30 protein-coding genes are annotated in these 23,358 nt (G+C 59.3%); 6 read left to right on the top strand and 24 right to left on the bottom strand.

The annotated features are described in order from the left end of the window. Positions 1-2: 2 nt before the first annotated feature. From HMPREF0326_RS14125 to HMPREF0326_RS14065, 13 genes are all read right to left on the bottom strand, one after another. Positions 3-701 carry a hypothetical protein gene (locus tag HMPREF0326_RS14125; protein WP_008685559.1) on the bottom strand — a complete coding sequence of 233 codons (699 nt, stop codon included), beginning with the start codon at positions 699-701 and terminating at the stop codon, positions 3-5. Between the two features lie 140 nt (positions 702-841). Next, complete coding sequence (locus tag HMPREF0326_RS14120) at positions 842-1,147, bottom strand: hypothetical protein (RefSeq protein ID WP_008685561.1); 306 nt, start codon at positions 1,145-1,147, stop codon at positions 842-844. Further along, entirely contained in the window at positions 1,144-2,793 is a 1,650-nt protein-coding gene (locus HMPREF0326_RS14115; protein ID WP_020990673.1) for a portal protein, read from the bottom strand. Before HMPREF0326_RS14115 ends, HMPREF0326_RS14120 begins: the two co-directional genes overlap by 4 nt. Before the next feature lie 11 nt (positions 2,794-2,804). Further along, complete coding sequence (locus tag HMPREF0326_RS14110) at positions 2,805-3,059, bottom strand: hypothetical protein (protein WP_008685566.1); 255 nt, start codon at positions 3,057-3,059, stop codon at positions 2,805-2,807. Positions 3,060-3,167: 108 nt separating this feature from the next. Further along, positions 3,168-3,698 carry a hypothetical protein gene (locus tag HMPREF0326_RS14105; protein ID WP_008685568.1) on the bottom strand — a complete coding sequence of 177 codons (531 nt, stop codon included), beginning with the start codon at positions 3,696-3,698 and terminating at the stop codon, positions 3,168-3,170. After that, positions 3,692-5,239 (bottom strand): hypothetical protein, encoded by a 1,548-nt coding sequence (locus tag HMPREF0326_RS14100; protein WP_008685570.1) that lies wholly within the window; start codon positions 5,237-5,239, stop codon positions 3,692-3,694. Before HMPREF0326_RS14100 ends, HMPREF0326_RS14105 begins: the two co-directional genes overlap by 7 nt. After that, complete coding sequence (locus HMPREF0326_RS14095; protein ID WP_020990672.1) at positions 5,236-5,577, bottom strand: hypothetical protein; 342 nt, start codon at positions 5,575-5,577, stop codon at positions 5,236-5,238. The genes HMPREF0326_RS14100 and HMPREF0326_RS14095 overlap by 4 nt, the downstream gene beginning before the upstream one ends. 103 nt (positions 5,578-5,680) lie before the next feature. Next, the gene (locus HMPREF0326_RS14090) at positions 5,681-6,556 is read right to left on the bottom strand and encodes a hypothetical protein (protein ID WP_020990671.1); all 876 of its coding nucleotides are present in this window, start codon (positions 6,554-6,556) and stop codon (positions 5,681-5,683) included. 62 nt (positions 6,557-6,618) lie between these two features. Further along, on the bottom strand, positions 6,619-7,494 hold the full coding sequence (locus tag HMPREF0326_RS14085; RefSeq protein WP_008685576.1) for a hypothetical protein: 876 nt from the start codon (positions 7,492-7,494) through the stop codon (positions 6,619-6,621). A gap of 170 nt (positions 7,495-7,664) precedes the next feature. Further along, positions 7,665-8,015 (bottom strand): hypothetical protein, encoded by a 351-nt coding sequence (locus HMPREF0326_RS14080; RefSeq protein ID WP_008685578.1) that lies wholly within the window; start codon positions 8,013-8,015, stop codon positions 7,665-7,667. A 96-nt stretch (positions 8,016-8,111) separates the two neighbouring features. After that, positions 8,112-8,330, bottom strand: coding sequence for a hypothetical protein (locus HMPREF0326_RS14075; protein WP_008685579.1), 219 nt, complete (start codon positions 8,328-8,330; stop codon positions 8,112-8,114). A 1-nt stretch (position 8,331) separates the two neighbouring features. Continuing rightward, on the bottom strand, positions 8,332-8,628 hold the full coding sequence (locus HMPREF0326_RS14070; RefSeq protein ID WP_008685581.1) for a hypothetical protein: 297 nt from the start codon (positions 8,626-8,628) through the stop codon (positions 8,332-8,334). Continuing rightward, positions 8,628-9,242, bottom strand: a complete 615-nt coding sequence (locus HMPREF0326_RS14065) for a pesticin C-terminus-like muramidase (protein WP_020990670.1) — start codon at positions 9,240-9,242, stop codon at positions 8,628-8,630. Before HMPREF0326_RS14065 ends, HMPREF0326_RS14070 begins: the two co-directional genes overlap by 1 nt. Positions 9,243-9,394: 152 nt before the next feature. Between HMPREF0326_RS14065 and HMPREF0326_RS14060 the strand changes: the two genes are divergently transcribed. Both HMPREF0326_RS14060 and HMPREF0326_RS14055 read left to right on the top strand, forming a co-directional pair. Further along, entirely contained in the window at positions 9,395-9,718 is a 324-nt protein-coding gene (locus tag HMPREF0326_RS14060; RefSeq protein WP_008685585.1) for a type II toxin-antitoxin system RelE/ParE family toxin, read from the top strand. A 1-nt stretch (position 9,719) separates the two neighbouring features. After that, on the top strand, positions 9,720-9,998 hold the full coding sequence (locus HMPREF0326_RS14055) for a helix-turn-helix transcriptional regulator (RefSeq protein ID WP_009302139.1): 279 nt from the start codon (positions 9,720-9,722) through the stop codon (positions 9,996-9,998). Between the two features lie 8 nt (positions 9,999-10,006). Here the strand turns inward: HMPREF0326_RS14055 and HMPREF0326_RS14050 are convergent, their stop codons facing one another. The 10 genes from HMPREF0326_RS14050 to HMPREF0326_RS14000 form a co-directional block, all read right to left on the bottom strand. Continuing rightward, positions 10,007-10,231, bottom strand: coding sequence for a MerR family transcriptional regulator (locus tag HMPREF0326_RS14050; RefSeq protein ID WP_008685589.1), 225 nt, complete (start codon positions 10,229-10,231; stop codon positions 10,007-10,009). Then, entirely contained in the window at positions 10,218-10,373 is a 156-nt protein-coding gene (locus HMPREF0326_RS17260) for a hypothetical protein (protein WP_020990669.1), read from the bottom strand. Before HMPREF0326_RS17260 ends, HMPREF0326_RS14050 begins: the two co-directional genes overlap by 14 nt. 429 nt (positions 10,374-10,802) lie before the next feature. Further along, entirely contained in the window at positions 10,803-12,815 is a 2,013-nt protein-coding gene (locus tag HMPREF0326_RS14040) for an AAA family ATPase (RefSeq protein ID WP_232224956.1), read from the bottom strand. Positions 12,816-13,240: 425 nt separating this feature from the next. After that, a complete protein-coding gene (locus HMPREF0326_RS14035) occupies positions 13,241-14,251 on the bottom strand; it encodes an HNH endonuclease (protein WP_020990667.1) in 1,011 nt (336 codons plus the stop codon). Positions 14,252-14,257: 6 nt separating this feature from the next. Then, positions 14,258-14,515, bottom strand: a complete 258-nt coding sequence (locus HMPREF0326_RS14030; protein WP_008685597.1) for a hypothetical protein — start codon at positions 14,513-14,515, stop codon at positions 14,258-14,260. Further along, positions 14,508-16,181 (bottom strand): DEAD/DEAH box helicase, encoded by a 1,674-nt coding sequence (locus HMPREF0326_RS14025; RefSeq protein WP_008685599.1) that lies wholly within the window; start codon positions 16,179-16,181, stop codon positions 14,508-14,510. The genes HMPREF0326_RS14030 and HMPREF0326_RS14025 overlap by 8 nt, the downstream gene beginning before the upstream one ends. Positions 16,182-16,277: 96 nt before the next feature. Then, a complete protein-coding gene (locus HMPREF0326_RS14020; RefSeq protein WP_008685601.1) occupies positions 16,278-16,592 on the bottom strand; it encodes a hypothetical protein in 315 nt (104 codons plus the stop codon). A 2-nt stretch (positions 16,593-16,594) separates the two neighbouring features. After that, positions 16,595-17,146, bottom strand: a complete 552-nt coding sequence (locus HMPREF0326_RS14015; RefSeq protein ID WP_008685603.1) for a hypothetical protein — start codon at positions 17,144-17,146, stop codon at positions 16,595-16,597. Positions 17,147-17,529: 383 nt separating this feature from the next. Next, positions 17,530-18,285 carry a hypothetical protein gene (locus tag HMPREF0326_RS14005; RefSeq protein WP_020990666.1) on the bottom strand — a complete coding sequence of 252 codons (756 nt, stop codon included), beginning with the start codon at positions 18,283-18,285 and terminating at the stop codon, positions 17,530-17,532. A gap of 14 nt (positions 18,286-18,299) precedes the next feature. Next, positions 18,300-18,896, bottom strand: a complete 597-nt coding sequence (locus HMPREF0326_RS14000) for an AAA family ATPase (protein WP_008685607.1) — start codon at positions 18,894-18,896, stop codon at positions 18,300-18,302. 472 nt (positions 18,897-19,368) lie between these two features. Between HMPREF0326_RS14000 and HMPREF0326_RS13995 the strand changes: the two genes are divergently transcribed. Genes HMPREF0326_RS13995 through darG form a run of 3 tightly spaced genes read left to right on the top strand, consistent with a single transcriptional unit; the run spans position 19,369 to position 21,770 of the window. Continuing rightward, entirely contained in the window at positions 19,369-20,103 is a 735-nt protein-coding gene (locus HMPREF0326_RS13995; protein WP_147568342.1) for a LexA family transcriptional regulator, read from the top strand. A 4-nt stretch (positions 20,104-20,107) separates the two neighbouring features. After that, positions 20,108-20,719, top strand: a complete 612-nt coding sequence (darT, locus tag HMPREF0326_RS16410) for a type II toxin-antitoxin system toxin DNA ADP-ribosyl transferase DarT (protein WP_020990664.1) — start codon at positions 20,108-20,110, stop codon at positions 20,717-20,719. 10 nt (positions 20,720-20,729) lie between these two features. Continuing rightward, complete coding sequence (darG, locus tag HMPREF0326_RS13990) at positions 20,730-21,770, top strand: type II toxin-antitoxin system antitoxin DNA ADP-ribosyl glycohydrolase DarG (protein WP_008685611.1); 1,041 nt, start codon at positions 20,730-20,732, stop codon at positions 21,768-21,770. 297 nt (positions 21,771-22,067) lie between these two features. On the opposite strand, the gene HMPREF0326_RS17065 is transcribed toward darG, so the two are convergent. After that, the gene (locus tag HMPREF0326_RS17065) at positions 22,068-22,244 is read right to left on the bottom strand and encodes a hypothetical protein (protein WP_020990662.1); all 177 of its coding nucleotides are present in this window, start codon (positions 22,242-22,244) and stop codon (positions 22,068-22,070) included. Between the two features lie 431 nt (positions 22,245-22,675). Between HMPREF0326_RS17065 and HMPREF0326_RS13985 the strand changes: the two genes are divergently transcribed. Continuing rightward, positions 22,676-23,044 (top strand): hypothetical protein, encoded by a 369-nt coding sequence (locus HMPREF0326_RS13985; RefSeq protein WP_008685613.1) that lies wholly within the window; start codon positions 22,676-22,678, stop codon positions 23,042-23,044. Positions 23,045-23,358: the final 314 nt, after the last annotated feature.

The raw sequence follows: 23,358 nt of genomic DNA, 5'->3' as shown, positions 1-23,358 counted from the left end.
CCTCACTTATTGAACATGCCGTTGTAGGTTTCTTCGGCCGTTTCCGGTTTGTCCGGGGCCGGGGCGGCCCGGCCGCCGGAAAGGGCGTCCGTGGAAATAAGCGTGCCGATGGCGTGAAAAGCCTCCACCAGCACGGGATTGTTGTTCATGCCGCTGAAAGCCATGGTTTCGGAAAGCCGCCCGCCCATGCGCTTGTCCAGGGCCACCACGGCCTTGAGAGCCTTGGCGCTGTTCTCTTCAAAACGGCTGCCCCAGAGCTTTTGCAGCTCGGCCTTGCCTTTTGCCATGACCGCGTCCGTAATTTCCTTGTTGGCGGCCAGTTGCCAGTCCAGCAGCGCCTGGGCCTGAACAGGCGTGATGCCCTTGTCCACGCAGAACTGGCGGAAATTGTCGCGCACGCCTTCGTCCACCTGAATGCCGTCGGGATAGTCCAGCTCCACATCCTCGGGTTTGAGCGCGGGCGTGTAGGACAGGCCGCGCTCAAGGGCCCTGACGGCATCCTCTTCGCCCGCCACGTCCTTGAGCTTGTCGGCCCAGGCGGCGGGGAGAGAGCTTCGCCAGTCTTCGGGATGATGCTCGGCGGCGCGTTCCTGCGCCGCACTCGTTCTCGCTTCGCCGGAAAGCGTGGTTTCCGGCTCGCTCCGCTGCGCGGATTCTCCGCCTTCCGGGGGCGTCGCGCCGGGGATGATGTCTTCAGGCATGAGTTTCCTCCTGTTTTAGAGCAATTTCAAAATGAAATTGCTCTGGCGGCTGCGTGAGCAGACGCCCGCCACGGAGGCGTAAGCGCAATTTATTTGCGCGGTTAAGCGCCGGAGTGGGCGTCTTAAAAACTTTGAGAATGTCAATTCTCAAAGTTAATCTGCTCTAAAAGTTCAGCGCCGCCTATGCCGCGCAGTTCCGCCAAAAGCCGCAGACAGGCCGCGGGATGGGCGGCCGCAACCTGGTGCAGCAGCCAGTCCGCCGCGTTGCGCAGGCGCATGTCGGTTTCATTCTTCATGGGGGAACCAGCCCCCAATTCATGCAGCAAGCGGGCAAAGACGCGGCAGCCCGCTTCCGTGTCCAGCACGTCGCGCAGGTCCACGCGCGCCTGGCGGGCTTCATCTTCCTGAGATTGCCGTTCGGCGGCCACCTCTGCGGGCGTCTTCATGCGGACTCGCCTCCCTGCGTTGTTCCCAGAACCTCACCGGCCACAGTGCCCTGCGTCTTCACATTGCCCAGGGCCGCCACCTGTTGAAGCATCCGCGCTTCCGCCATCTGCTGCTGTTGAGCGGCCTGCGCTTCAGCCCGCTGCTGCCGCATGGCTGCCACGGTTTCATCGGAGCGGACCACCGACGCGGGCACGCCCAGACGCTGGGCCAGCTCGTCAATGGCCTGCTCAAAGTCGATCTTGTCCGCCAGGTCCGGTACGGCCCGCAGCATGGGCGCGGCCAGTTCGAAAAGGCTCTGGATGGCCACGGCCCCGCTCTGCTCAAGCATCTGAGCCATGGGCGACTGATAGGAGACATTGAGCGAGGCAAAGGGCGAGAGGCCGTCCGGCGGCCCGGGCAGCAGGCCGTATTCCTCCAGCAGGCCGAAAGTGTTCTCCAGCACGGGGGAGAGGATGCGCGGCTCATAACCGGACACCGTGGGGCCCATGAGCTCGGCGCTGCGTCTGCGGCGGTCCATGTACTCGGTCATGGTCATGCCCGCCGGGCGCGTCTCCAGGCTCATGCTGGCGAAGATGTTGGCCATCATCACGTCTTCCAGACGCAGGGAAATCTGGCTGATCTCCTCCTGCACATGCTGGACGGCCGGGCCGAAATTGACTTCATAAAGCGGTTTGAGGCTGTCCGCGCCGAAACCGCCGGAGGGGATGACGGCACCCGGCGAGGTGTCCACATAGGCCTTGAGCGGCCCTTGCGACACAAGCACCGGGTCGATCATCTTTTCCACGCCCACGGCCTTGCGCAATTCCCATCCTTCAATGCCTTTCTGGTCGGCAAGGGCCTCGTCGCCGGGCCCGGTGCCGTACACGCCGCGCGCTTCCTCCCAGACGGTGAAAAAGAAAGGCATGGAGCGGAAACCGCCCACGTCCAGAAAATCGGCCGCGCCGCCCTCCTCATACCACCAGGAGCCCCAGGGCATGTTGCTCCGGTCAGCGCGCTCCGGATCGCGCGCCGTCCGGCGCTGGACCACATGGCGCACGGCTACGGGATCATACGAATCCTTTTTCAGCTTCTGGCGGCTTACGTCGGAAAGACGGTCCTCGCCGAAACGCCGGGCCAGCTCGCGCGGGGTCATCAGCAGGCGGCGGGCCACGGCGTCAAGATTGCCGTCCTCGTCCAGGGCCGCGCAGTACGTGCCGCAGGTCTGACAGAAATAGCGGGCCACCGTGCGCGGGCTTTCCTCGCAACCCAGGAGAGCGCAACCGAAGCCCAACAACTCCTTGTTGAAAGAATGGATGGCCCGATAGAAGCCCCCGGCGGAAAGCACGGTGCGCAGCATGTTGTCGACCGTATCCACATACTCGTTGCCGCCCGTGGCCTCACGGTCCCGGCGCAGCAGAAAGGCGTGCTTGAACCAGGGATTGCCGGCCGGAGTGATGGCCTGGGTCATGCCCGCGGCCGCCTTGCGCAAGGCGCGGTTGGCCGCCGGATTGAACAGGTTGGACTCGCGCAGGCTTTCCGTGTCCTCACCCTGGAAGAGCCCGCGCGAGGGCAGGATCAGCCGCCCCAGTTCGCGCTGTTGGGCCAGGCGCTTGGCGCGCAGGCTTTCCAGATGGCCGACGAGTTGCTTGACCTCTTTCAAATCCATGCGCGCAACCCTCAACCGTCCAGGCCGGAGCGCCCCAGCAGGGACGCGCCCGCACTGTCGGCGCCGCCGGTAACGCCCAGGGGCGACGTGAGCAGCGTGCCGCCCATCTGCCGCCGCTGGCGCAGCTTGCGCTTTTCCTCGTCGCGCACATTGGAGGCTTCGGCTTCCTGTTCCGCCTCGCGCGGCGCGGCCTCGGCCTCGTAGACCACGGGAGCCGGAGCGCTGCTCTGGCCGCCGCCGAAAATGGATGAAATCACACTGCCCATAGTTATGCCTCCTGTTTGTTCATAAAATCTTCCTGCGGTAGCCGTTAGCGGCTCTGCCGCTTACGGATAGCGACAGCAATTTCCTTGCGTCGCATAGAGAGTATCCAATTACTGTCTCCATCCGTAGTTTCCTTCGTCACAACGGCTGGAGCGCCGCAGCACGGCCATGAAGCCGTCGCGGCAGCGTGACGGGTTATGGACGCCGGGCATGTGGCAGGCTTTGGGCAGCAACACCGGCTTGCCGAAACCCCAGGCCTTGGCCGCCCTGGTCACAGAGCGGTAGTGCGCGGGCCAGACGGCCAGCAGCCCGGCCAGCGGCCGCGCCCGGAACAGATGCGCGATGGCCTGACGCCCGAGGTTTTTCCAGTCCGGCCGCGCCGCCTTGAAGATGCAGAAATGCACGCAACCGCACAGGCCCATGACAGGATTGAGCCAGACGGCTCCCGCAAGGGCATTATTCCGGTCATGGGCCAGCCAGCAGAGCGCATATTGGGGATTGACGCATTCCAGCCAGTCCAGCAGGCAGGGATCGACGCGGTTCCAGATCACGGCCCGCGCGATGCCTTCGGACTCCATGCGCTCAAAGGGCAGACGGCGCAGCGCGGGCGTGTCGGCCTCCACGAAGCGATATGTCACCATGACGCCCCCGATCCGGCCGTATAGCCGTATTTGAGGCCGTGGCGCTCTCCATTCAGCGCCCGGTTGGTTTCGCGTATGCGGTCCAGTTCTTTTTCCACGGCGCTACGGCCGTCCGCCCCGTCGGGAAAGGGCACGTTCACTTCCGGGTCCACGGCACGGGACAGACAGTCGAGCATGTCGTCATGGATGCAGACCGGGAAACTCTCATATTCTTCCTCCACAAATTCCCTGGTGAATTCGCGGATGCGGCCTTCCCCGTCGCGGAAACTGGCCTGTGCCGGAAGAAAAAGCCGTCCCTGCTCAAACCACGGAATCAGCCGCCTGATGCGGTCGATTTTGGCTGTCCTGCCGCCAAGAGGGCGGATGGCAAAATGGTAATTGAGCCGGTCCATTTCGCCCTGGATATGCTCGATGTCCGATTGCAGGCCGTACTGCTCATAGCCCACAAAGAGCGGATCGAACTCCCGTGCCAGACGGAACACCGTTGCTGTGCGCTCAGTGAGATTCAACCGGGAGCGCTCGGCGTGAATGAGATACAGTCCCTTGTCCACGTTCCAGCCGACAACGCAGAATACGGAATAGTCGCCGGCCTTTTTCTTGCTTCCTGCGGGGTCCACAAGGATGGCGCGGTTCATGGGCCGCCAGAGATTTTCAGCGGGCCGCCAGTAGCGCAGCCATTCCGTGCGGAAGCCGTCCGCCTTGTCGGCCAGCGGGTTCTGCAGCATTTGGCAGGCAAAGACGTAAGGCCCCATGTCGCGGCGCTTTTCATCAAGCACCTCACGCGGCAGCAAAACGGGTTCGCTCTCAAATGTGCCGTCGCTGGTGGCAGGATGCAGCCGCACGGACACGGAGCCGGACTTGATAAGCTCGGCATAGGTGTCATTGGCGTGATAGCGCGTGCCGATCATGCGCCGGGCCCCGCCGCGCGCACCCAGGTTGAGCGAGAGGCGCCAGGCTTCGGTGGTCTTGGCGATCTGCTCCGGCGTGCTCACGCTTTCCAGCGTCACCACGTCGTCATAGATCAGCAGGTCGAAATGCTTGCCCGTAGGCTGGCCGTCCACCAATCCCCAGGCTTCCACGGTGTTTTCCTTGGGATTGTTTTCCCGCCGCACCACAATGCCGTTGTCCTCGCTCCAGGTGCGGGATTCTCCCCTGCCCGGCGGGCAAATGTGCGGGAAGAGCTCTCGCAAAAGTCGGTTTGTCTCGAACTCACGCTTGATCTGGCGCAAAAAGGCCTTGGCAATGGGGCGAGTGTGGCTGAAGATGCCCACGGTCAGAGCGGGATTGTTGAGAATGTTCTGAATGGTCAGGCCCACGGTGATGATGGTGGACTTGTAGTGCTCGCGCGCCCAGAGATCCAGGCAGCCGTCCGGCACGGCCTGCACCTCGCGGCAGCGGGCGAAGCAAAAGTCGTTGTCCATGTCCGCCCGACCCATGCCGTGAACCAGCAGGAAAAAAAGGTCTCCGGCGCACAGAGCCCGCAGGTCTTCTGAGTGGCGCGCCTGGGCGTAAGCGGCTTGGGCTCGCTCGCGTTCCGTCATGCCTGGCCTTCCTCTTCTTTCACCAACCGAGCCAAAAGAGCGCCCACCACAGGTGTAACCTCATGGTGCAGGCCCAGCCCGCCGGAGACTTCGGTTTCAACCATCTGCCTGGGATTCTGCCCCAGGGTGTCGCGGATGGTTTCGTAAGCCCGCATGTCACCGGAAAGCGCCTTGTCCACCAGGGCTGCGGTAATGGCCTCGGCGGTGCTCACATCGCCGGTCATGATTTCCAGACGCGCCTCCAGATACTCGCGCAGGGCGCGCTTCTTGCGCCGGGCCTGCCCGGATGCGACGCCGCCCTTGCGTCCGCGCTCCCGTGCTTCTTCCGTGTTTTGCACGGGTTTGAGATTTTCTTTTTTTTCCAGCCATGGCTGTCTCGCTCTTCTCGGGCGGCCCGACCGCAGGCCTGCCGTCCGCCGTGGGGGGGGAAATTTCGGGTAATCAGATGTACACGCTGCCGTTCTTTGCTTCACCAGCGACGGAACCGGGCAATATCCCGGCATCCAGACAAAGACAGGAAAGTTTTTCGAGGTAGTATTTGCGGCCTGTGACAGCGGTGCAGCCCGAAAAGTCCGTGCTGGCCGGAAACTGTATGCTTCCGCAATGCAAGGCCAAGGCGAACCCGCTGTTGATATTGATGTTGCCCAGCGTGCGGAATTTGACTCTTTCCCCACTGCCGATCATCCCATGGCTGGTGGCGCACACCGCCTTATATTCCCCCGGATAAAGGTATATTTCCGCGTCTTCGGAAAAGCGTACGCATCCGCCCCATGTCGCATGAAACGCGGAGGACTGCTCCGGCGTGGGCCGGAGTGCGACCTTGCCCTCGATCGCCAACCACGACGCCACCGTCTGCGTATAAGCAACACTGATGTTGGAGAGCGAAACCAATGAACCCACCTGGTTATTGAACCGACACAGGCGGGTCGTTTCATGAGACTCGCCTCTGATATGCAGCGCACCGAACGTGGTGTAGCTGCCGAGGCCGACGGCTATCTCCGGATAGGTCGCGTCCGGGCTCTCAAGAGAGACCAGGTGGAAGTATGCATGGTGCCGATTGCAGCCGTCATAACGCGACAGAGCGAATACGGCGTCAGAAACATCTTTCACCGCCGTCTCCGGCGTCAGGCCGTCGCCGGACTCGCCGCGGTTGCCGTCAACGTAGATGTGCATGTCCTGATCGACGCGTTCGCGGCAGGACCGCGCCGGGGCGGGCGCGGGCACAAGGCCGCTGGGGTCCACGGCAAGGCCGAAGCCGCGCACGGGCAGCATGACAAGTTCGGGATGGCCGCAGGCGCAGTGATTGTCTTGGGACATGTAAAACTCCTTATAATAGTACAAGGTTGTGGTGGAGAAGTGCCGCACGGGATTTCAGAAAATCAGACGTAAATGCTGCCGGTTTCCAGCATGGGCGCCTGCGTCCCAGGCAACGTGGTGCCGTTTGAATTAATATATGACAGGCCCATCAAATAGTATTTTCTGCCTAAAACAGATGTACATCCGGAAAAATCCACAGTATTTCCGATTGTAATCGAGCCATTATACTGGACATAAAGGAAGGCTACGCTCGCGACAATACTTCCAATTGTATGAAATTTTGAATTTTCACATAATAGCATCATCGAACTTGTGATTTTCATGTAAGCTGTACATGAGCCTGCATGGAAATAGACATTCACATTTTCCAGAATGTAGAGGCAGCCTCCGTAGTTCACGTTCATCGCATAACTCTCCCCGTTCGCCTTGAAAGCCACATCGCCGGAAATAGATGTGTGCGATCCAAGAGAGGCAAGGGAGCGCATACTGACCTCAGAGACAGCAATGACTGTTCCCATCTGGAATGAGCAGACGCCGAGATGCGTCGTTTCGTAGGACTCCCCGCTGATACGAAGTGATGTAAACGTGCTGTATGTATTAGAAAATACAGTAAAATCCGGATAGGTTGCCTCCGTGTCCTCCAGAGACAGAAAATGCAGATGCGCCGCGTGCTGATTGCACCCGTCGTACTTCGACAGGGCCAGCACGGCGTCCGCATAGCCTTTCACCGCTGTTTCCGGACCCAGGCCGTCGCCGGACGTTTCAAGGTTGCCGTTGATATAGATGTGCATGTCCCGGTCCACCCGCTCACGGCAGGTCAGCACCGGGGCGGGTGCGGGCACAAGGCCGCTGGGGTCCACGGCAAGGCCGAAGCCGCGCACGGGCAGCATGACAAGATTGGAAGGATCACAGGCGCAATGCTGTTCAGTCTGGCTCATTGATATTGTCCTTTGTTGGTTGAAAACGGCAATGGGGCAAAAAGGCTTGTCAGCGGGCGCGCCCTGTTGCGATCCGCTCCAGATCTGGGAGCAATTTCGTCAGGGACGCCGCCGTTCTCACGCTCAAATTGGGATCTACGACGACGTCCCCAGTCTTTTTGCAGGGCCCGCTAGGCCACGCGCATGCAGACGACCTGGTAGGCATATCCGGGCTCAGCCTTGGGGCTCACAATGGTCCCGCCCTCGGCAATTCCGGCGCCGGAGAAACCTCTGGAAACTTTGACCCCACTCATATTGTTGAAATTCACATCAACCCGCTGGCACAGCCAGGCCCAGGTGCCGCCCTCGGGCAGGGCCACGGTCTGATTGTTCCCTCCTTCGATCAGCTTGACGCTGTCGATGGGGGAAACAGGCGAGCCGGTGCCCACGATACCGGCCAGGGTTTCCTCATCAAGGGCAAGCGTGATGCCCCGCACGGGCACGCTCACAGTCGCTTTTTCGCAGTCGCATTGCTGGCTCATGTTTTTCCCTCCAATGGTAGATTGTTGCTGTGTGAGGTTTGGTAAATGCGTTTTCAACAGTGGAAACGCGATATCCCGGCATACTCCGAGAGAGTGTCACAGCCCTCCCAGAAATTTGACCAGATACGTCAGGCCCGCGCCCGCGGCCCCGGCCCCGGCGATCCAGCCGCCCACCCAGATCTGCCGCCGCTCCAAGGCGGCCAGACGTTTGCCGTGGTCCCTGAGCTGGCTGATGACCACCTCGTCCAGACGCTGGTTGAGCCCGGCGAGCTGGGCCTCGATGCGGGCCAGGCGCTCTTCTGCCGTGGCGCTCACGTCAGAACCCCATGCCGAACATGGCGGAGGCCGCCGCCATAAGTTCTTTGAGCATGGACGGTGGCAATGTCGCCGCAGGCCAGTAGGTGACGATGAACGGCCTGACCATCAGTTCCCAGGCGAGGCCCAGCGCAAAAACATACATGAGCAGCTTGCGCGGAGTCATGCGCCCGCCGCTGGCCCGCTCCGTTTCCGCGTTGATCTCCAGGTTCTTTTCCTGGAGCCTGGCCCGGTCGGGAAAAATTTTATCTAACGCTTTTCCGCCGATGCCGAACAAGGACTTGAGCAGATCGAACATCAGGCAATCCCCTCAAGCAGTTCGCCTTCCTGACGGCGGCGGTAGATGTACTTTTTGAATCCCGTTTTCAGCTCCAATGCGGCGGCCTGCCAGTCGCCACGGCACAGATGGCCGTAAAGCACGGGATAGCCGTGACGGTCAGCGCTGGGGAACGGCAAGCCAAGCTGATAAAAGAGGGATACGATAACAGCTTGGGCCTGCGCGGGGCAGTCGGCAAAGGACTTGCTTTCGGTATAGCGGTCATAGAGGTCGGCGCCCCGGCGGATATAGTCGGTATGCACGGCGCGGTTCACGGCGTCGCACTGTGATTCGGTGATGGTCAGGGGGGACTTGCCCAGGGCGGCCACGGCGCCGTGCCGCTTTTTGCCGAGATAGGGGCGGAACAGGTTGATGAGTTCCATCTCCAACCCCATACGGCGCAAATCGGCTTCTCCCTGCTGCCCCAGGTCCAGGCCCGCGCCGATGGTCACGCCGGACTGGCCGACGGGTTCGCCGCAGTCACCGGCATTGCCGTGGCCGTCGAAATTACGCCGCTTACACGGGATGTAGGCGACGCAATGCCGCTCTTCCATGCGGGTCAGAAAGGCGCTGATGAAATCGGTGAAGATGGGCATGGGCTACGCTCCTGCTTTTGGCAAAAGCGTAGCATGGCACTCCGGGCTGGGTAAGCGTAGGATAAGCGTGGGAGGGGCGTGGGCATAGCGTGGGAGGGGTTGACAACATTTTAGACATTGCTACTTCATCGCATATATGCGATATTTTCATCATGAACTGGACGGTAGAATACCTCAACGAGACTGTGCGAAATGAATTTCTCGCTTTGCCTCCCGACATGCTGGCTTCTATGCTCAAAATCGTTGAAATAATCGAAGCATACGGCTTGGAGCGTGTAGGGATGCCCTATGTCAGGCACCTACAGGAGAAATTATGGGAAATACGTGGACGCGGCAGGGACGGCATTGCTCGGAGCATTTATGTAACCGCCACTGGCAAACGTGTGGTCATTGCCCGTTCATTCGTCAAAAAAACGCAGCAGACACCACAGGAAGAAATCAAATTGGCCCTCAGAAGGGCGAAGGAGGTCGATTGATATGCGCAAGCGTGTTCTCGACGAACTGCCCGAACTGATGCGCAATGAAGAGTTCAGGGCTGCCTACGATGCTTTGGATCAGGAATTTTCCATTGCCAGCGCACTCATTCAGGCGCGTGCCAACGCCCGCCTGACTCAGGCCGATGTCGCCGGTAAGATGGGGGTTACCCAGTCCACCATCGCCCGCATAGAATCCGGCAAGAATATCTCGCTGAAAACCATCGCCCGGTATGCCAAGGCCGTGGGCCAGCCCATTCGCCTGGAAATCCTGCCCGTGTAGCGCCACGCTCAGGTTTCGCACGGCCCAGTCCTCCAGGCCTGAAGCCTGACCGCCTCCGCACTGTAGCGCGAATTGCCCCCTTCGCCCCCCACGGCGATGGGGGCACCTTGTTCCACCCACTTTTTGACCGTCTTCGGCCCCACGCCCATCTCCTCGCAGATCTCGGTCATGTTCCGCAGAATCTTGGGCGTATAGCTCACCACCACAGGCCGCGCGTTGTTATTCGCCGTCATGCCGCACCTCCTCCACGGATTCCGCTTTTCCCTTTCCCGGCAGACCTTTTTCCTCGGCCCGCTGTTCTTGTTCCCACCACTGCCGCCCGTACATGCCGGGATTGTCCGCCAGCACGGCCACGGAGTATTCGTAATCGCACATTTTCCCGCTCCTTTGTTCCCGCACCCTGCACACCCTCCTCCGGGGTGGGGTATATATAGGCTAAAGCCTATATATTACCCCCCGTCGTTGGGTGTGCATTTTTTTCTTTAATTTCAATAAGTTATAAAAACGTTCCCGCGTTCCCGGCCGTTCCCGAAACGTTCCCGGGAATGGCACTTTTCCTCGGGGATGTCGCAAAATTTCCGGAAATGTTTTTCCGGGAATGGCCGGGAATTATTTTTAACATCTTAGAGCATTTTGCGCTTGAAATTATCGCTTAACGGCGAAGTAAATTCGCCTTGCGATACTTTCGCGGTGCGGATTTTCTGTGAAAATCCGCACAGAGCGTTGAGATATTTTCAATATCAAAACGCTCTAATTTTCCTGATATCTTCCGGGAAGACTTTTCCGGGAACGCCGGGAACGGTGTTACGAATCATTTTCCTTGTCCTCCGTCGCTCCTGTAGCGAACTGGCCCAGGCCCAGGGCGAAGTCGCCGTCCGGCACGTCCAACCATTTCTTGCTGGTGCTGCCCTTGGCGATGCAGAGCACCAGCCGCTTAGCCTCCAGAAGCCGCTGCGCGTACTGGTCAAGCAGATGTTTGCTCAAGCCGCGCAACTCCGCGGGCATCTCCTGCCGCCGCGTAAACAGGCCGTTGGCCCCGGTTTTGGTAAAGGGCTGTCCCCGTTGCGCGGCTTCGGCGCAGGCCGCCGCAAGGCTGTCCAGCAGCGCGGGCGTGCGCTCCCTGGCGACGCTGCGCAACTGCTCGTTGCGCACCTCCAGCAGTCCCGCTTTGTTGCGTATCCAAGTCTTGATCTCCCGGTCACCTGGGCCATTGCTTTTGACCAGACAGCCCTTCATGACGCTGTTGCGCGCCCATTCCACGCCCAGCGCGGAGCAGGCCGCCCTGCCCGCCTTTTCCTCTACGCCCCAGAGCACATAAGCCGCCCTGGCGTTGTCCACGATGGCCGAGGTGCCCCGGATCAGGGCGCGGGCCTCTTCCGGCGTAACCACGTTGGCCTTGCTCTTGGCCAGATGGTGCACCAGCACCACGGCCGCGTCGGTTTCCTGGGCCAGTTGCGCCATATGTCCCATGGTGAAAGCTCCCACGGCGGGATCGGTATTGATATCCGCCATGACGAAACTGGCCAGCGGGTCAATGACGATAAGCGCAGGCCGCAGTTCCACAAGCTGGGCGCGCAGCTCCAGCCAGTCGGCGGACAGCTCCGGGCCGTGTTTGCCGGGCACGATGACCGGCAGCGGCCCCCCGGCGTTGGGCAGCGGCAGCACATACATCTCCCGGGCCCGACCCACGCCGATACTCTGGAGACGACGATGCACCTCATCGGCGCTGTCCTCGGCGGAAATGACCGCCACCGGCCCCTGCCGCAAAATGCGGTTCCCAAAGGCGGTCAGATCAGGGTTAAAGTCACGCTCGCCACCGTTGCCCCTGCGCAGCGGCGTCTTGCCCGCCACCTTAAGCCCCAGATCCAGGGTAAGCATGCCCTTGCCGGCGTCGCCCATGGCGGCCAGCACAAAAACCGCGCCGCAGGGCATGATATTCTCCACAAGCCAGCGTCGCTCCGGAGCTTGCCCGGCAAAGCGCTCAAGGCCCCATGACCGGATGTCCCGCTTCCGCTGGCCCGCGCCCGCCAGCAACTGCCGCTTCACCTCCTCCAGCCCTTCACGCTGGTGCAGGTCATTCCAGTCCGTGAGCCTGCCCGCGCCCGACGCGAAGGACGGAAACAGCGTTGCAGCCCCCACTTCCCTGGCGCAGGCCTCGGCCTTGGCGCGCCCGGGATTGCCTTTTGTCCAACGGTCATCATCACCGCAGATGATCATACGGCATTCGGGATGAACCTGGCGCCAGGCCCGCGCCACAGGCAGCAAATTGCCCGCATTGAAAGCCGTCAGCACGGTCCAGCCCGTGGCCATGTGAATGCTCGCCGCCGTAGCGTAGCCCTCGGCCACGGCCACAACGTCGTTTGTGCCGGGAATGCGGTGAAAGCATCCGGCGATGGCGCCGCCGAAGAGAAACTTCTTGTTCCCGCCGGCGTCGATGAATTGCAGGGAACGCATTGTCCCCGCCATGTCCATGACCGGTACTAACAGTTTCCCGGCCGACAGCCTGAGCCCACAGGACGCATTGCACTTGGCGCTCAGGTAAGGATGGGCCTCACACGCATTGGATTTGGCCCAGATGTCAGCGGCCCGCGCGGCGGCCTCAGCGGCAAGCCGCGCGCGCTCCTGCTCCCGCGCCTTGCGGGAGCGCTCCAGGTGCGCCTGTGCGATTTTCAACTCCTCAAGGCTGAGCGAGTCTTTTTCTTTTGCGCACCACGTCCAGCTTTCGCCGGTTCTCCAGTCGCCCGCCTCTCCGGCGGGCAGGCCGTCCACATACAGCACATACCAGCCGGACGTCCGGCCGGGTTTGTCGTCATCCACAGGGCACCGTTGCACTCGGTTTCCGGTGGGAACGACGCTGTCATCGGGGTGCAATCCATGTGACAGCAGGAACTCACGGAACGCGGCGGCGGGATTCGCAACGCCATGGGCCCGGTTGCGAGCGGGCCGGGCATCCTGCCGCGCGGCCGTGTTGAAGTCGCACCAGCCGTTGCCCGCAGGGCTTGCGCCAGTCGTCGGCGAGTCTCCGAGCCTTACGAATGGCGACAGCAGTTTTGTCGGCTGCCCATTGGCGTGACCAATTGCTGTCGTCATCAGTAACTCACCGCGCTCGAACGGCTGACGCACGGATGGCGACAGCGATTGCGCCGATGCAACCGTATCGTTACGCATGCTGTCTTCAAGCGTAGTTTCCTTCGTCACAACTCTTGAAGCGAAGACGGCGTTCATGATTGCCGGCTCCGGCTTCAGATTTCTTGACCGGACCAGCAGCGCTGATGCCAGTCGCAAAATTTGCATTCAAACCATGTTTCATCCTGCGCGCAACGCGGCAGCAACTGCCCGGCTTCGCAGGCCCTGACCAGGTTGACGGCCCTGTCCGAAAGATCCTGTGCCGCCGGGGCGTCAAAGGGCACGTCCAAGGCGCAGATTTCCATGTTGTCGGCATTGAGCGCCGTGAACAACGCGGGGGCGCCGGTCAGTTCAAAATAGGCCATATAGAGCTGCATTTGTCCGTAATAAACGGGATAGGCCTTCTTGAGCCCGTCGCGCTCTACCTTGTTCCAGCCCTTGGCACCGAGAACCTTGTTTTCCCAAAGGCGCGGATACGGCCCGCACTCTTCCGGACCGGCGCGCAGCACGCCGTCGGCGTAGCCCAGAATTTTGCCGTCCAGAGCGCGGAAGCATCTCTGCTGGCCATCGGCATTGTGCGTATAAAGATCAAAACCGGCCTGGCGCAGCCATCGGGCCATCCAGTTTTCCCCTTCATGCCCACGGTGAAAAATACGCAGGGCCTTACCTGTAAAGGGCTTGTCCCTGGGGGCCTTGAAAAATTCATATTGCAGCTTGCGCAGGCAGGATTCGCCCAGCCGGGACGCCCCGATGCGCGGTGTGCGCGCGGCCAGCCGTTCGGCGTCGGCCGCCTCCTGCACATGCAGCATGGCCGTATCCACCAGATAGGCCACGCGACCGCCGGTATTGCGCATAGTAAAATCTTGCATGTCTTCTTCTCCTCTGTAGCCATGCCGTCTGCCGTGACAGTCACGGCAGAGCACCAGCAAGTCCTCGTCCTTCTCCTGAAACAACCGCGCGTAGGTCAGATGGTGCACATCCAGCGGCCCGCCTTTGCCGCACTCCCGGCAGCGCCGCCCGGCCCTCTCAAGGGCCAGCTCCCGCCGCTGCCGCCAGTGCTCCGTCTTCAGATAATTCTGATAGAGCGCCTTGCGCTCCCGGCTGGATAGCCGCCTCCGCAGCACCATGAGCGCTTAAAACGGCGGTTCGTCAGTGATGAGCGTGCAAAAGCTGTCCCTGCTGATGCCATGCCCGCCGATGCGGCACCTGCCTATCCACCACGGGGCTTCGGGAACCTTCTCCCACTGGTCGCAAAGGATGCAGCGTTTTTTGCTGTGGTCCAGAATCATGCGGGCCACCTGGCGCACCTCGGCTTCGCTCATGGCGGCGAAACTCCTGCCCATAAGCCCGGATTCAGCCAGCGACCGGCCCAGCATCTTCAGATCAACCATGCAAAAGCTCCCTTTCAATGAGTCCGCGGTTCCAGAAAAAATTGAGCGTGCAGGCCGCGCTGTATTTGGTGAAGGAAAGCATGTTGCCCTGTCCATAGCCCAGGCGCTGCAAATGTCCCCATTGCTTGTCCGTGCAGGCGTCGTTGAGCCAGCGGCGATTTTTCTTGGCCGCGTCGTCGCTTTCGTTCAGGCGCAAAAAATCGTCCGCGGCGGCCAGAGCCGGGATGCGTTCGCCCACGGCCAGACGCCGCAGTCCGCCTTCTCCCTTGAGCCTGCCCAAGGCCAGCCAGGCATCCCCATCGGCCGAACACACTGCGCTCCAGGCTTCAAAACCACTGGCCAGCATGACCTTGCCGGAGCCGAAGATATCGCACCAGCGGAACGGTGAGGCGTTGAGCAGGTCCACTTCCTCCATGGACACGTTACTCACGGCCTCAGGGCCGTCCTCGCCGTCAGGATCGCCGCCCGCGCCCCGTGCCGGCGCTTTGAAGGCATGGCCGCAGATGGGGCATTCCATGACTCCGCGAGGAATCTCCGCCCCGCACTCGGGACAGGTTTTCGGCTTGTCGTCCAGGCGCACCTTGCTTTCCATGTCGCCGTGCGTGACCAGGGAGCGCCCGAAATCCAGCACGATGCAGTCTTTCTTGACCACGCCGGGATAGATCGCCGGGTCAACAGTACGCAGGCCCCGGCCGATCATCTGGAGCATGGTAGATTTCTGCGAGCAGGGCCGCAGCAGCACCACGCAGCTCACCGGCTGGCTGTCGTAGCCTTCCGTAAGCACGGCCACGTTGACCAGCACTTGCACGCCGTTGGCCGCGTCCACTCTATCGAAACGCTCCAGCAGGGCCTTGCGCTCACCGGCGGGCATGTCGCCGGTGACCAGCGCGGCGCGCGCCCCCTGGGCCAGAAAGGCTTCCAGCACATGGCGGGCGTGCTCCACGGTGGAGCAAAAAACAATGGTTTTGCGGTCTCCTGCCAGCTTGCGCCATTCGCGCACCACGGCTTCGTTGTGTACGGCCAGGTCCAGCACCTCGGCGGCCTTGTGCATGTCGTACTCGCCGGAACGGGTCTTGCGCAGCGAGGCCAGCTTTTCGTCCGTGCCGCCCAAGGTGCAGACGAAGGTACGCGGCTTGACCAGAAAGCCCATGGCCACAAGGCTGTGCAGACTGATCTGGTCGCAGCAGTTGTCGAACACGGCGCGCAGGCCCTTGCCGTCGCCGCGCGCGGGCGTGGCCGTGACGCCGAAAATTTTGCAGTCCGGGTTTTTGTCCTTCACGGCCTCCACTATTTTGAGATAACCGGCGGCGGCGGCGTGGTGCGCCTCGTCGATGATCAGAGCGTCCAGCTTGGGAATGGAGGACAAATGCCGCGTCAAGGTCTGCGTCATGGCGAAAGTGGTGTCTCCGCGCCAGCTCTTGGCGTCGGCGGTGTACAGGCTTGTGGAGCGACTGGGGTTCACGGCGCGGAACTTGCGCAGGTTCTGGGCTGCCAGCTCGTCCCGGTGCTGGAGCACACACTGCTTGCCGCCGATCTTTCCGGCCACGGCGGACAAGATAATGGTCTTTCCGCAGCCGGTGCTGCCCACGGCCAGAGTGTTGCCGCGCGCGGCCAGTGCGTCCACGGCGCGCTTGACCATTGCTTGTTGATAGGGGCGGAGAATCACGGCGTAGTCCTTTGCAAGAAAAGAGGTTGCATCCCTCGCCCGTTGGCTGCCGGGCTTGCGCCCGGCAGGTCAGGGGGAAGGAAGGGGCCGACGGCCTTAGCCGTTTTCGGGCTCGCCTTCAGGCCGGGTGGTCAGAGCGCCTTCGGGCAGAGGGCCGATCGTGGTCATATACCGGGGCGGCGTGTCCGCCGTATCGCCTGCCAGCCAGTACAGCGTGCCCTCCTGCGCATGCGCGCCGTCACGTTTGCGGTGATCTTCAATCATTTCCCATACCTTGCCGTTCCAGCGGGGCCAGACTCCGGTCCAGGGATCGGCGGGCAGGGATGCGCGGCGGGCATTGCGAGGGATGCGCCCTTTACCTTCGGGCAGGGAATGCGAATACAGGCCGTCTTCAGTGAAGTAGTGGTTCATGATTACACCCCCAGGTAAATGGCAGGCGTCATGCCCAGGTTCAGGGGGCGGTTTTCCGGGGCCGTGGGCACCACGCGCGAGGCGTCGAAGTAGAGGTTGCAGCAACCGTTGGACCCGTTGAGAGAAGCGCCCTTGCCTTTCTGTTTCGCATAGATGGCACTGTTCGGATCTTCCGGGACGTTCACGGCCAGCAGGGGACCATAGGCCGAGTCATCGGAAAGCTCGCCCGTGATATTCCGGATGGCATCCCCTTCCACCGCGCCCACCTGCCGCGTCAGGCCGTCCACGGGCCGCAAGAAGCAGCCGCGCCCGTCCTCGTGGAACAGGTTGGGCAGGCTGATGCTGCACAGATCTTCCTCCAGGCCCCAGTCGGCGCGGAAGTTCTCGGAAAGGCCGCTCAGGACTTCGCCCTGGGGCGAGGTGAGCAGAAAGCGCTCGCCGTTGCAGAAGTGCCAGCCGAAGGGCAATTCGTCATGCCGAAAGGGCAGCAGGCGGATTTCGCCCACATACAGGCCGTTGGCCGGGGTCTGCGGGTTTTCAACGTTTTGGCTCATAACAACTCCTTGAAGTTTGCGGGCTCAAGCCCGTGTCGGGGTGGCCCTGCCCGCTTCATGGGCGGGCAGGGGTTACAGGGTTGGAGGAGAAGATTCCAGCTGATCTCTGCTGTCGCCAGCCGCAGCTTCCTGCGTCGCAACGGCTAGCGCATCTCTGCTGTCGCCAGCCGCAGCTTCCTGCGTCGCAACGGCTAGCGCATCTCTGCTGTCGCCAGCCGCAGTTTCCCTCGTCGCAACGGCTAGCGCATCTCTGCTGTCGCCATCCGTAGCTTCCTTCGTCGCAACGGCTAGCGCATCTCTGCTGTCGCCATCCGTAGCTTCCTTCGTCGCAACGGCTAGCGCATCTCTGCTGTCGCCATCCGTAGCTTCCTTCGTCGCAACGGCTAGCGCGCCCAAGCGGGCACGGGCGCTCCCTGGGCGGGCTGCGGGGGCGGCATCTGGCCCGGGGCCGCGTTAGCTCCGCTGTCGCCATCCGTAAGCCCGCTGGCGCGGGCAACGGCTGCCGCTTCCGAAGGCTGCACCGCCGGTTGCGCCGGGGCCGGAGCCGGGGCGGAGGATACTGCCGGGGCGGCCGCGCCCCAGGCGGGGGCCGGAACCGCTGCCGCGCTGGACGATCCGCCCGTCCGCCCTCCGGCCGGGGCTTCACCCATTTTGCCGTAGTCCTTCATGTCCGGCGTCAGCACGCAGGCGATCTTGTTCTTGTCGGAATACTGGCCGGTCTTGTCCTTTTCCACGCCCAGTCGGGCCCAGAACGTAATCCCGCAGAAATCCTGCCAGCCGTTGATGCAGCGGGCCGCGCGCGCCGCGTCGCTCATGTCGTCGGGCTGGATATTCCGCGCGCTTTCCAGAATGGCCCGCAGCGTGGCGCGGCTGATGTTGCCCCCTATGGACTCGCCCTTTTCGTTCAGCTTGCCGCCGGTCAGGGTGAACATCTGCCAGACCTTGCGCTTAGCGTAGGGGCCGGACTCCACAGTGAACTCGCAGTCCAGCATCTGCGCGTCGGAAGACTGCGAGTCGCACAGCCAGCCGCCTTCGCCCGCGCCGCCGGGCCGGATGGTCATGACCAGGGGCAACACCGTGCCCGACGGGATGAGGTCGAAACCGTTCTGCTGGCGGTCCGCGGTATTAAAATCATGCATGGCTCTTCTCCTCATTACTGGATGTTATAGGTATAGTCCGCTGCGGCGGGCCGCCGCCCGTCGCGTATCTTGGCCATGAGCCGCCCCGGATGCGGCGCTTCCACCTGCTCAAGTTTGCCGCCGCGGTCCCCGGCCGGATAGCCCCGGGGATTGGGCCGTGAGCAGACAACAGCGCGGTACGGCTGTACGTTTTCGCCTTCCGGCTTCAGCTCGGTCATGGTGACAACCTCGTCCACAATGCCGGGCAGTTCCAAGCCGGTCTTGCTCCCTTCGATCTGCGGCTCGTAGTAGGGGCGGTTGAAGTCATCGCGCTTTTCGTCCAGCAGGCCCACGAACCACACGTTGCGGCTGCCGATGTGTTGCAACGGCGTCACCCAACCGATCATCTCCTGACCCAGCAGGCCATAGGCCCCGCGCGTGTCCGGTTTGCCCGTGCGTTCGCTGAAGGCTTCCGGCTGCCCTTTGGCCCATTGCAGGGCCAGGCGCGAGGCCACGGTGATGGAAGGACTTCCGGCACTGATGGTGCAGGCATCAATAAGCAGAGCCTTGAGCGAAGCGTTATTGTTGCCGTGATACTCGGTGACGATACTTTCAACACGCTCTGTGTTCATTGTTACGCCTCCTATTATTTATTGATGTTTTTTGTGCTTCCGTCGTTCCCGCCATTGTTCCCGCAGCCACCACAGCGCCATCAGGAGGCTAAGGGCATACAGTCCGGCAGCGGCCCATGCGCAGGGCTCGAATAGGCTACGAAGTATGGCTGCCTTCTTCACCGCCGGGCGGTTCGGGTTGAGTAGCGGGGCTGGTTATGAGGTGGTGCATGGCATCACGGAGGGCGTCGGCGTAGGCTGAAAAAATGTCTCTTTGCACGCCAGTTTTTAGCCGAGAGATGTAGGTTGGATTTACGCCGGACGCGCGAGCTAATTCAGATTGGCTAAAAGAGGTCCTTGCCAAGAAAGCTCTGAGTTCTATAGCGATACGTGTTTCCATGCGGCCCATTTTACGAAAACGAAAAATAAAATCAAGCAATAAAAATAAAAACGTAACTAGACAGCTTTTTTACTTTCAAGTAAAATGGTTGGTATGAAAGAAGATACTTTTTCGGAAAAAATTTTGCGGGTCTTGAAAGAAGGCGTAACTCAGTATGGGAGCGCAACAGCGCTTGCGAAGGCTGCTGGCGTCTCTAATGCAAATTTGAGTAGGTGGATCAACAAAATACAATCCCCTAGAATGTCAGAGATTTCTCCTCTTTTGGATGTGTTAAAAATAAACATTACAAAACCAGACGCCGAAGCATCCCGCGACGTCTGCTTCGTCAACGCCAAGGTGGTTCCAGCTGGGCAATATGCCACACCACCGGTGGCCGAAGACTATATTGCGGCCCCTATGGTGGGTGAGGTGGGGGCCGGACCGGGCTATTTGCCGGAGGATGAGGTCAAGAGCTGGTTCCTGGCCTACAAGAACCTTCCCGCTATCCGGCACCGCAGAAATTTGATCGCCGTGGAAATCGGGCCGACGTCCACGTCCATGCAGCCCACGCTGAACCCCGGCGACATCGTGCTTGTTGACCGCGATGATCGCGACGTGACCAAACCCGGCCATATGATGTTGGTGCTTGATCCTGACGACGGGTCAGGCATGATCAAGCGCGTCAGTGTCACAGAACGAAAAGATGACTTCCAGGTCACCTATTACAGTGATAACGGATCAAAATGGCCGCCTATGATTTACAGCCTGAAGCAAGACTTCTGTGACGACTGGGACAAGGCCATTGTGGGCCGCGTGATCTGGGCCTGGGCGGACGTGCGGGAGAAGTGAGAACATGGCGTATAACGCAAAAAAAGTATTTATATTCCATTTCACCCATGTGGATAATTTCCCCGCTATCCTCAATGAAGGATTATGGGCCGACGCTAGTATTGACTGTGATAAATATAAAAATATAGGAAATGTAGAAATAAAAAACAGACGAAAGACAATGTCTGTCCCATTCGGTGGATATGTTGCGAATTATGTCCCATTTTATTTTGCTCCTCGATCCCCAATGATGTATACACAATTTAAAAATGATATCATTAAAAATGATGAAACAATATATCTTGTTGCAAATGCGCATGACTTAATACCTAAATATAAATGGTGTTGTAGCAATATGAATGCAGCAAAAAACGATACCAGTTTTTTTGAAACAGTTGAAGACCTTGAAAAAGAGTTATCTTGGGAAATATTTTCTACACAATATTGGAATAATACAGATGCATATCCTGACAGAATGGAACGCAGGATGGCAGAATTCCTAGTTTACGAACGAGTAGCATGGGATGACTTTTTAGGTGTCGCCGTTTATAATGAAGCAGCAAAAGTTAAAGTTTATGATATGATGTGTGAATCACAACGCAAAGACGTAATAGTAAAAAATGATTGGTATTTTTGAGGAGATTGCCATGCTGAAATATACAAATGGCGACATCTTCGCTTCTGACGCAATGGCTCTAGTGAATACGGTCAATACTGAAGGAATAATGGGCAAAGGGTTAGCGCTTCAATTTAAAAGGCGCTTTCCTGAAAATTTTCTAGCTTATGCCGCTGCTTGCAAGCGCAACGAAGTCAAAATAGGCAAAATGTTTATAGTACCCTACAATGGCCTTGAAGGTCTTAAATATCTCATCAATTTTCCCACCAAAGTCTCATGGCGAAATAAAAGCAAAATTGAAGATATTGTTTCTGGTTTACAGGCTCTCAAAAAAGAAATAGTGTCCCTTGGAATAACAAGTGTTGCCATTCCACCGTTGGGCTGCGGCCTTGGTGGACTCTCTTGGAACATTGTTAAGCGCGAAATAGACATGACATTTTCAGACTTTGATGCAGCAGATATTATAGTTTTTGCACCTCTTAAGGGCAAAAATCCATCACCTGTCGTCAGCACTAGGACAAAGATGACAAATGCAAAAGCGCTTTTCCTTCGTTGCTTTGAAAAATATATGAATCTTGTCCCTTCTGTTGAAATTACCTTTGTTGAAGCTCACAAGCTTGGCTATTTGCTCCAATGCGCTTGCGGAGCTGATCTGCGCCTAGACTTTAAAGCTTGGAAATATGGTCCGTGGGCTCGTAACATGGGACATATTCTTGGCGACATGGAGGGCATCTGGATTGACGGTTTTGGCGATGGAACACGAAAGGCATTTGAAACATTTTCCTTACTACCTGCAGCAAAGGTTGCGAAAAATACTGTTCTGCCAGATAACTACGAAGCTGCGCTTGAAAAAATTGACAAGATATTTATGGGCTTTGAAAACCCACTTGGGCTCGAGTTGCTAGCCACAGTCCATTGGCTTATTGTTCATGACCATGTTGAACCCGAACAGGAAAAGATTATAGATGCACTAGCAAAATGGAAAGATAATCAAGAAGGATGGGGAGATCGAAAATTAAAATACTTTCCACCACGATTAATTGAACTGGCTTTAAAGCGTGTCTCACAATAGAAATTAAGCCCCTCTCCCGAGGGGCTTTTGTGCCCGGCCCCGAGTTTGCCCCAAGGCCGGGCCTCCTGATATGAAAGGGTATCCGACAATTTTTAATCAGGAGAATTTTCTATGTACAGTATGCGTACCTGCCCACTGGTCAACAAACAGAATCAAGTCCCAATGGGAGCCTTTTGGGAATGCAAAGAACCTTCCTGTCGATTTCAGGTTGAAGGCGTCTGTGCACTCTTGGCAGCCTACATTGAAAGCAAAGAAAATCGTAGGATACTCAAATGCGATTGCCGAAAAAAATCGGCCTTAGATAGCGCCCCGCACAAAAAAGCTGATGGTGATGGCTGTCTGTTCGCTGCTGACCTCACCATCAGCAGTCAGGCATAACTGGCAAGCAATGCCGTCCCTTCGTTCTTCCCCCTCTCCCTGCCGCACATAAGCCGCTGTTTCTTTCAGCGTTCTCATAAACTGATCCAGTTTCATCATTCCTCCTTTCCGCCCCTCACCCGAGGTGCTTTCGTTTCTGCGCTCATCTTCGTCCTCCTTAATTTGCGCCCGCTGACCGGGCCGCCATCACGCCGAAATTCCCGGCGTGATTTTTTATATCATTTTTTACGAAAAAACAAATTTATATTGACTTTATTTTTACGATTACGCAATATGACATTGCCAACGGGGAAACAGGCTCGTCACAGCGCCAGCAGGCAGAGTGCCAAGCTCAACCCCAGCGGCAACCCGCCGGGCAGGATTCCAGAGCCCCGAACGACGCGGAGCCCTATACGGGGGACGCGGATCAGTAGGAAGGTGCGAGAGAAGCCATAAGGCGGGATTAGCAAGGGCGAAAAATAAAAGCGCCCGGCGGTGCTGGAACACCAACCGGGCAAACCATCAACCACACTAGCGAGGCGCGAATAATGGCTACGGCAAGTTCCCACACCCCTGCGGAATCGTCAATTCCCCCCTCCCTGCTGAAGGCTCACGAGCGCATCCGACAGCTTGAATCGGAAAACCTCCGCCTCCGGCATTTGCTGGATACTCGCCGCGAGCAGATCGAAGAGCTTGCCCCCGGCTATTACAATCTGACCGATGACGGCGACTTCAACGGCCCGGCCCGCAGCCTGGACGAGATTGAGAGCTGCGTCACCGATTACACCAACGACGGCGACGCCTGTACTGTGGTCCAGGTTATACGCCGCTATATGCCCGAGGCGGAGGAAGATGATTACGGCGTAGCTGCCGGGATCGACTTTCCCGTTACGCTGTTTGCCGCGGCCGGCTGGTAGGGAGGGCACTATGAGACATCATGTTGCCCTGTGTTCCAAAATGGGGTTCCGCGAGGATTTCAATGACTTGCGTCATGCCCGGCGTGAATTCATCGGCGTTGCGCTGGTAAAGGCGGCCAATCTTGTCTTCGCGTTTATACCCCAAGGCGCGGGCAAGTTCGGCGGCACGAATCCAAGGCATCCCCTCGTGGTCAACTCTTGCGCACAACACATGAGGAGGGTCGTAAAACTCACGACCCTCAGCGCCCGGACGGCCCCCCTGACAGCCTCGACGGTGGAAGGCATGCTGGACTTCCCTAAACCAGTGAGGCATT

The sequence above is a fragment of the Desulfovibrio sp. 3_1_syn3 genome (assembly GCF_000145315.2).
In the GTDB taxonomy this organism is placed as follows: Bacteria; Desulfobacterota; Desulfovibrionia; order Desulfovibrionales; family Desulfovibrionaceae; genus Desulfovibrio; species Desulfovibrio fairfieldensis.
Note: the sequence above shows the minus strand (reverse complement) of the source record. Positions and strands in the feature narration are given on the sequence as shown.

Coding starts and splice junctions, on each gene's coding strand:
- HMPREF0326_RS17260 (WP_020990669.1), bottom strand. CDS start 10,373: ATGTGCGATTACGAATACTCCGTGGCCGTGCTGGCGGACAATCCCGGC.
- HMPREF0326_RS14065 (WP_020990670.1), bottom strand. CDS start 9,242: ATGCCCATCTTCACCGATTTCATCAGCGCCTTTCTGACCCGCATGGAA.
- HMPREF0326_RS14050 (WP_008685589.1), bottom strand. CDS start 10,231: ATGACGGCGAATAACAACGCGCGGCCTGTGGTGGTGAGCTATACGCCC.
- HMPREF0326_RS13985 (WP_008685613.1), top strand. CDS start 22,676: ATGGCTACGGCAAGTTCCCACACCCCTGCGGAATCGTCAATTCCCCCC.
- HMPREF0326_RS14110 (WP_008685566.1), bottom strand. CDS start 3,059: ATGGGCAGTGTGATTTCATCCATTTTCGGCGGCGGCCAGAGCAGCGCT.
- HMPREF0326_RS14115 (WP_020990673.1), bottom strand. CDS start 2,793: ATGGATTTGAAAGAGGTCAAGCAACTCGTCGGCCATCTGGAAAGCCTG.
- HMPREF0326_RS14060 (WP_008685585.1), top strand. CDS start 9,395: ATGAACTGGACGGTAGAATACCTCAACGAGACTGTGCGAAATGAATTT.
- HMPREF0326_RS14000 (WP_008685607.1), bottom strand. CDS start 18,896: ATGAACACAGAGCGTGTTGAAAGTATCGTCACCGAGTATCACGGCAAC.
- darG (WP_008685611.1), top strand. CDS start 20,730: ATGCTGAAATATACAAATGGCGACATCTTCGCTTCTGACGCAATGGCT.
- HMPREF0326_RS14100 (WP_008685570.1), bottom strand. CDS start 5,239: ATGACGGAACGCGAGCGAGCCCAAGCCGCTTACGCCCAGGCGCGCCAC.
- HMPREF0326_RS14055 (WP_009302139.1), top strand. CDS start 9,720: ATGCGCAAGCGTGTTCTCGACGAACTGCCCGAACTGATGCGCAATGAA.
- HMPREF0326_RS14105 (WP_008685568.1), bottom strand. CDS start 3,698: ATGGTGACATATCGCTTCGTGGAGGCCGACACGCCCGCGCTGCGCCGT.
- HMPREF0326_RS14080 (WP_008685578.1), bottom strand. CDS start 8,015: ATGAGCCAGCAATGCGACTGCGAAAAAGCGACTGTGAGCGTGCCCGTG.
- HMPREF0326_RS14090 (WP_020990671.1), bottom strand. CDS start 6,556: ATGTCCCAAGACAATCACTGCGCCTGCGGCCATCCCGAACTTGTCATG.
- HMPREF0326_RS14005 (WP_020990666.1), bottom strand. CDS start 18,285: ATGCATGATTTTAATACCGCGGACCGCCAGCAGAACGGTTTCGACCTC.
- HMPREF0326_RS17065 (WP_020990662.1), bottom strand. CDS start 22,244: ATGAAACTGGATCAGTTTATGAGAACGCTGAAAGAAACAGCGGCTTAT.
- darT (WP_020990664.1), top strand. CDS start 20,108: ATGGCGTATAACGCAAAAAAAGTATTTATATTCCATTTCACCCATGTG.
- HMPREF0326_RS14120 (WP_008685561.1), bottom strand. CDS start 1,147: ATGAAGACGCCCGCAGAGGTGGCCGCCGAACGGCAATCTCAGGAAGAT.
- HMPREF0326_RS14125 (WP_008685559.1), bottom strand. CDS start 701: ATGCCTGAAGACATCATCCCCGGCGCGACGCCCCCGGAAGGCGGAGAA.
- HMPREF0326_RS13995 (WP_147568342.1), top strand. CDS start 19,369: ATGAAAGAAGATACTTTTTCGGAAAAAATTTTGCGGGTCTTGAAAGAA.
- HMPREF0326_RS14085 (WP_008685576.1), bottom strand. CDS start 7,494: ATGAGCCAGACTGAACAGCATTGCGCCTGTGATCCTTCCAATCTTGTC.
- HMPREF0326_RS14035 (WP_020990667.1), bottom strand. CDS start 14,251: ATGGTGCTGCGGAGGCGGCTATCCAGCCGGGAGCGCAAGGCGCTCTAT.
- HMPREF0326_RS14030 (WP_008685597.1), bottom strand. CDS start 14,515: ATGGTTGATCTGAAGATGCTGGGCCGGTCGCTGGCTGAATCCGGGCTT.
- HMPREF0326_RS14015 (WP_008685603.1), bottom strand. CDS start 17,146: ATGAGCCAAAACGTTGAAAACCCGCAGACCCCGGCCAACGGCCTGTAT.
- HMPREF0326_RS14020 (WP_008685601.1), bottom strand. CDS start 16,592: ATGAACCACTACTTCACTGAAGACGGCCTGTATTCGCATTCCCTGCCC.
- HMPREF0326_RS14070 (WP_008685581.1), bottom strand. CDS start 8,628: ATGTTCGATCTGCTCAAGTCCTTGTTCGGCATCGGCGGAAAAGCGTTA.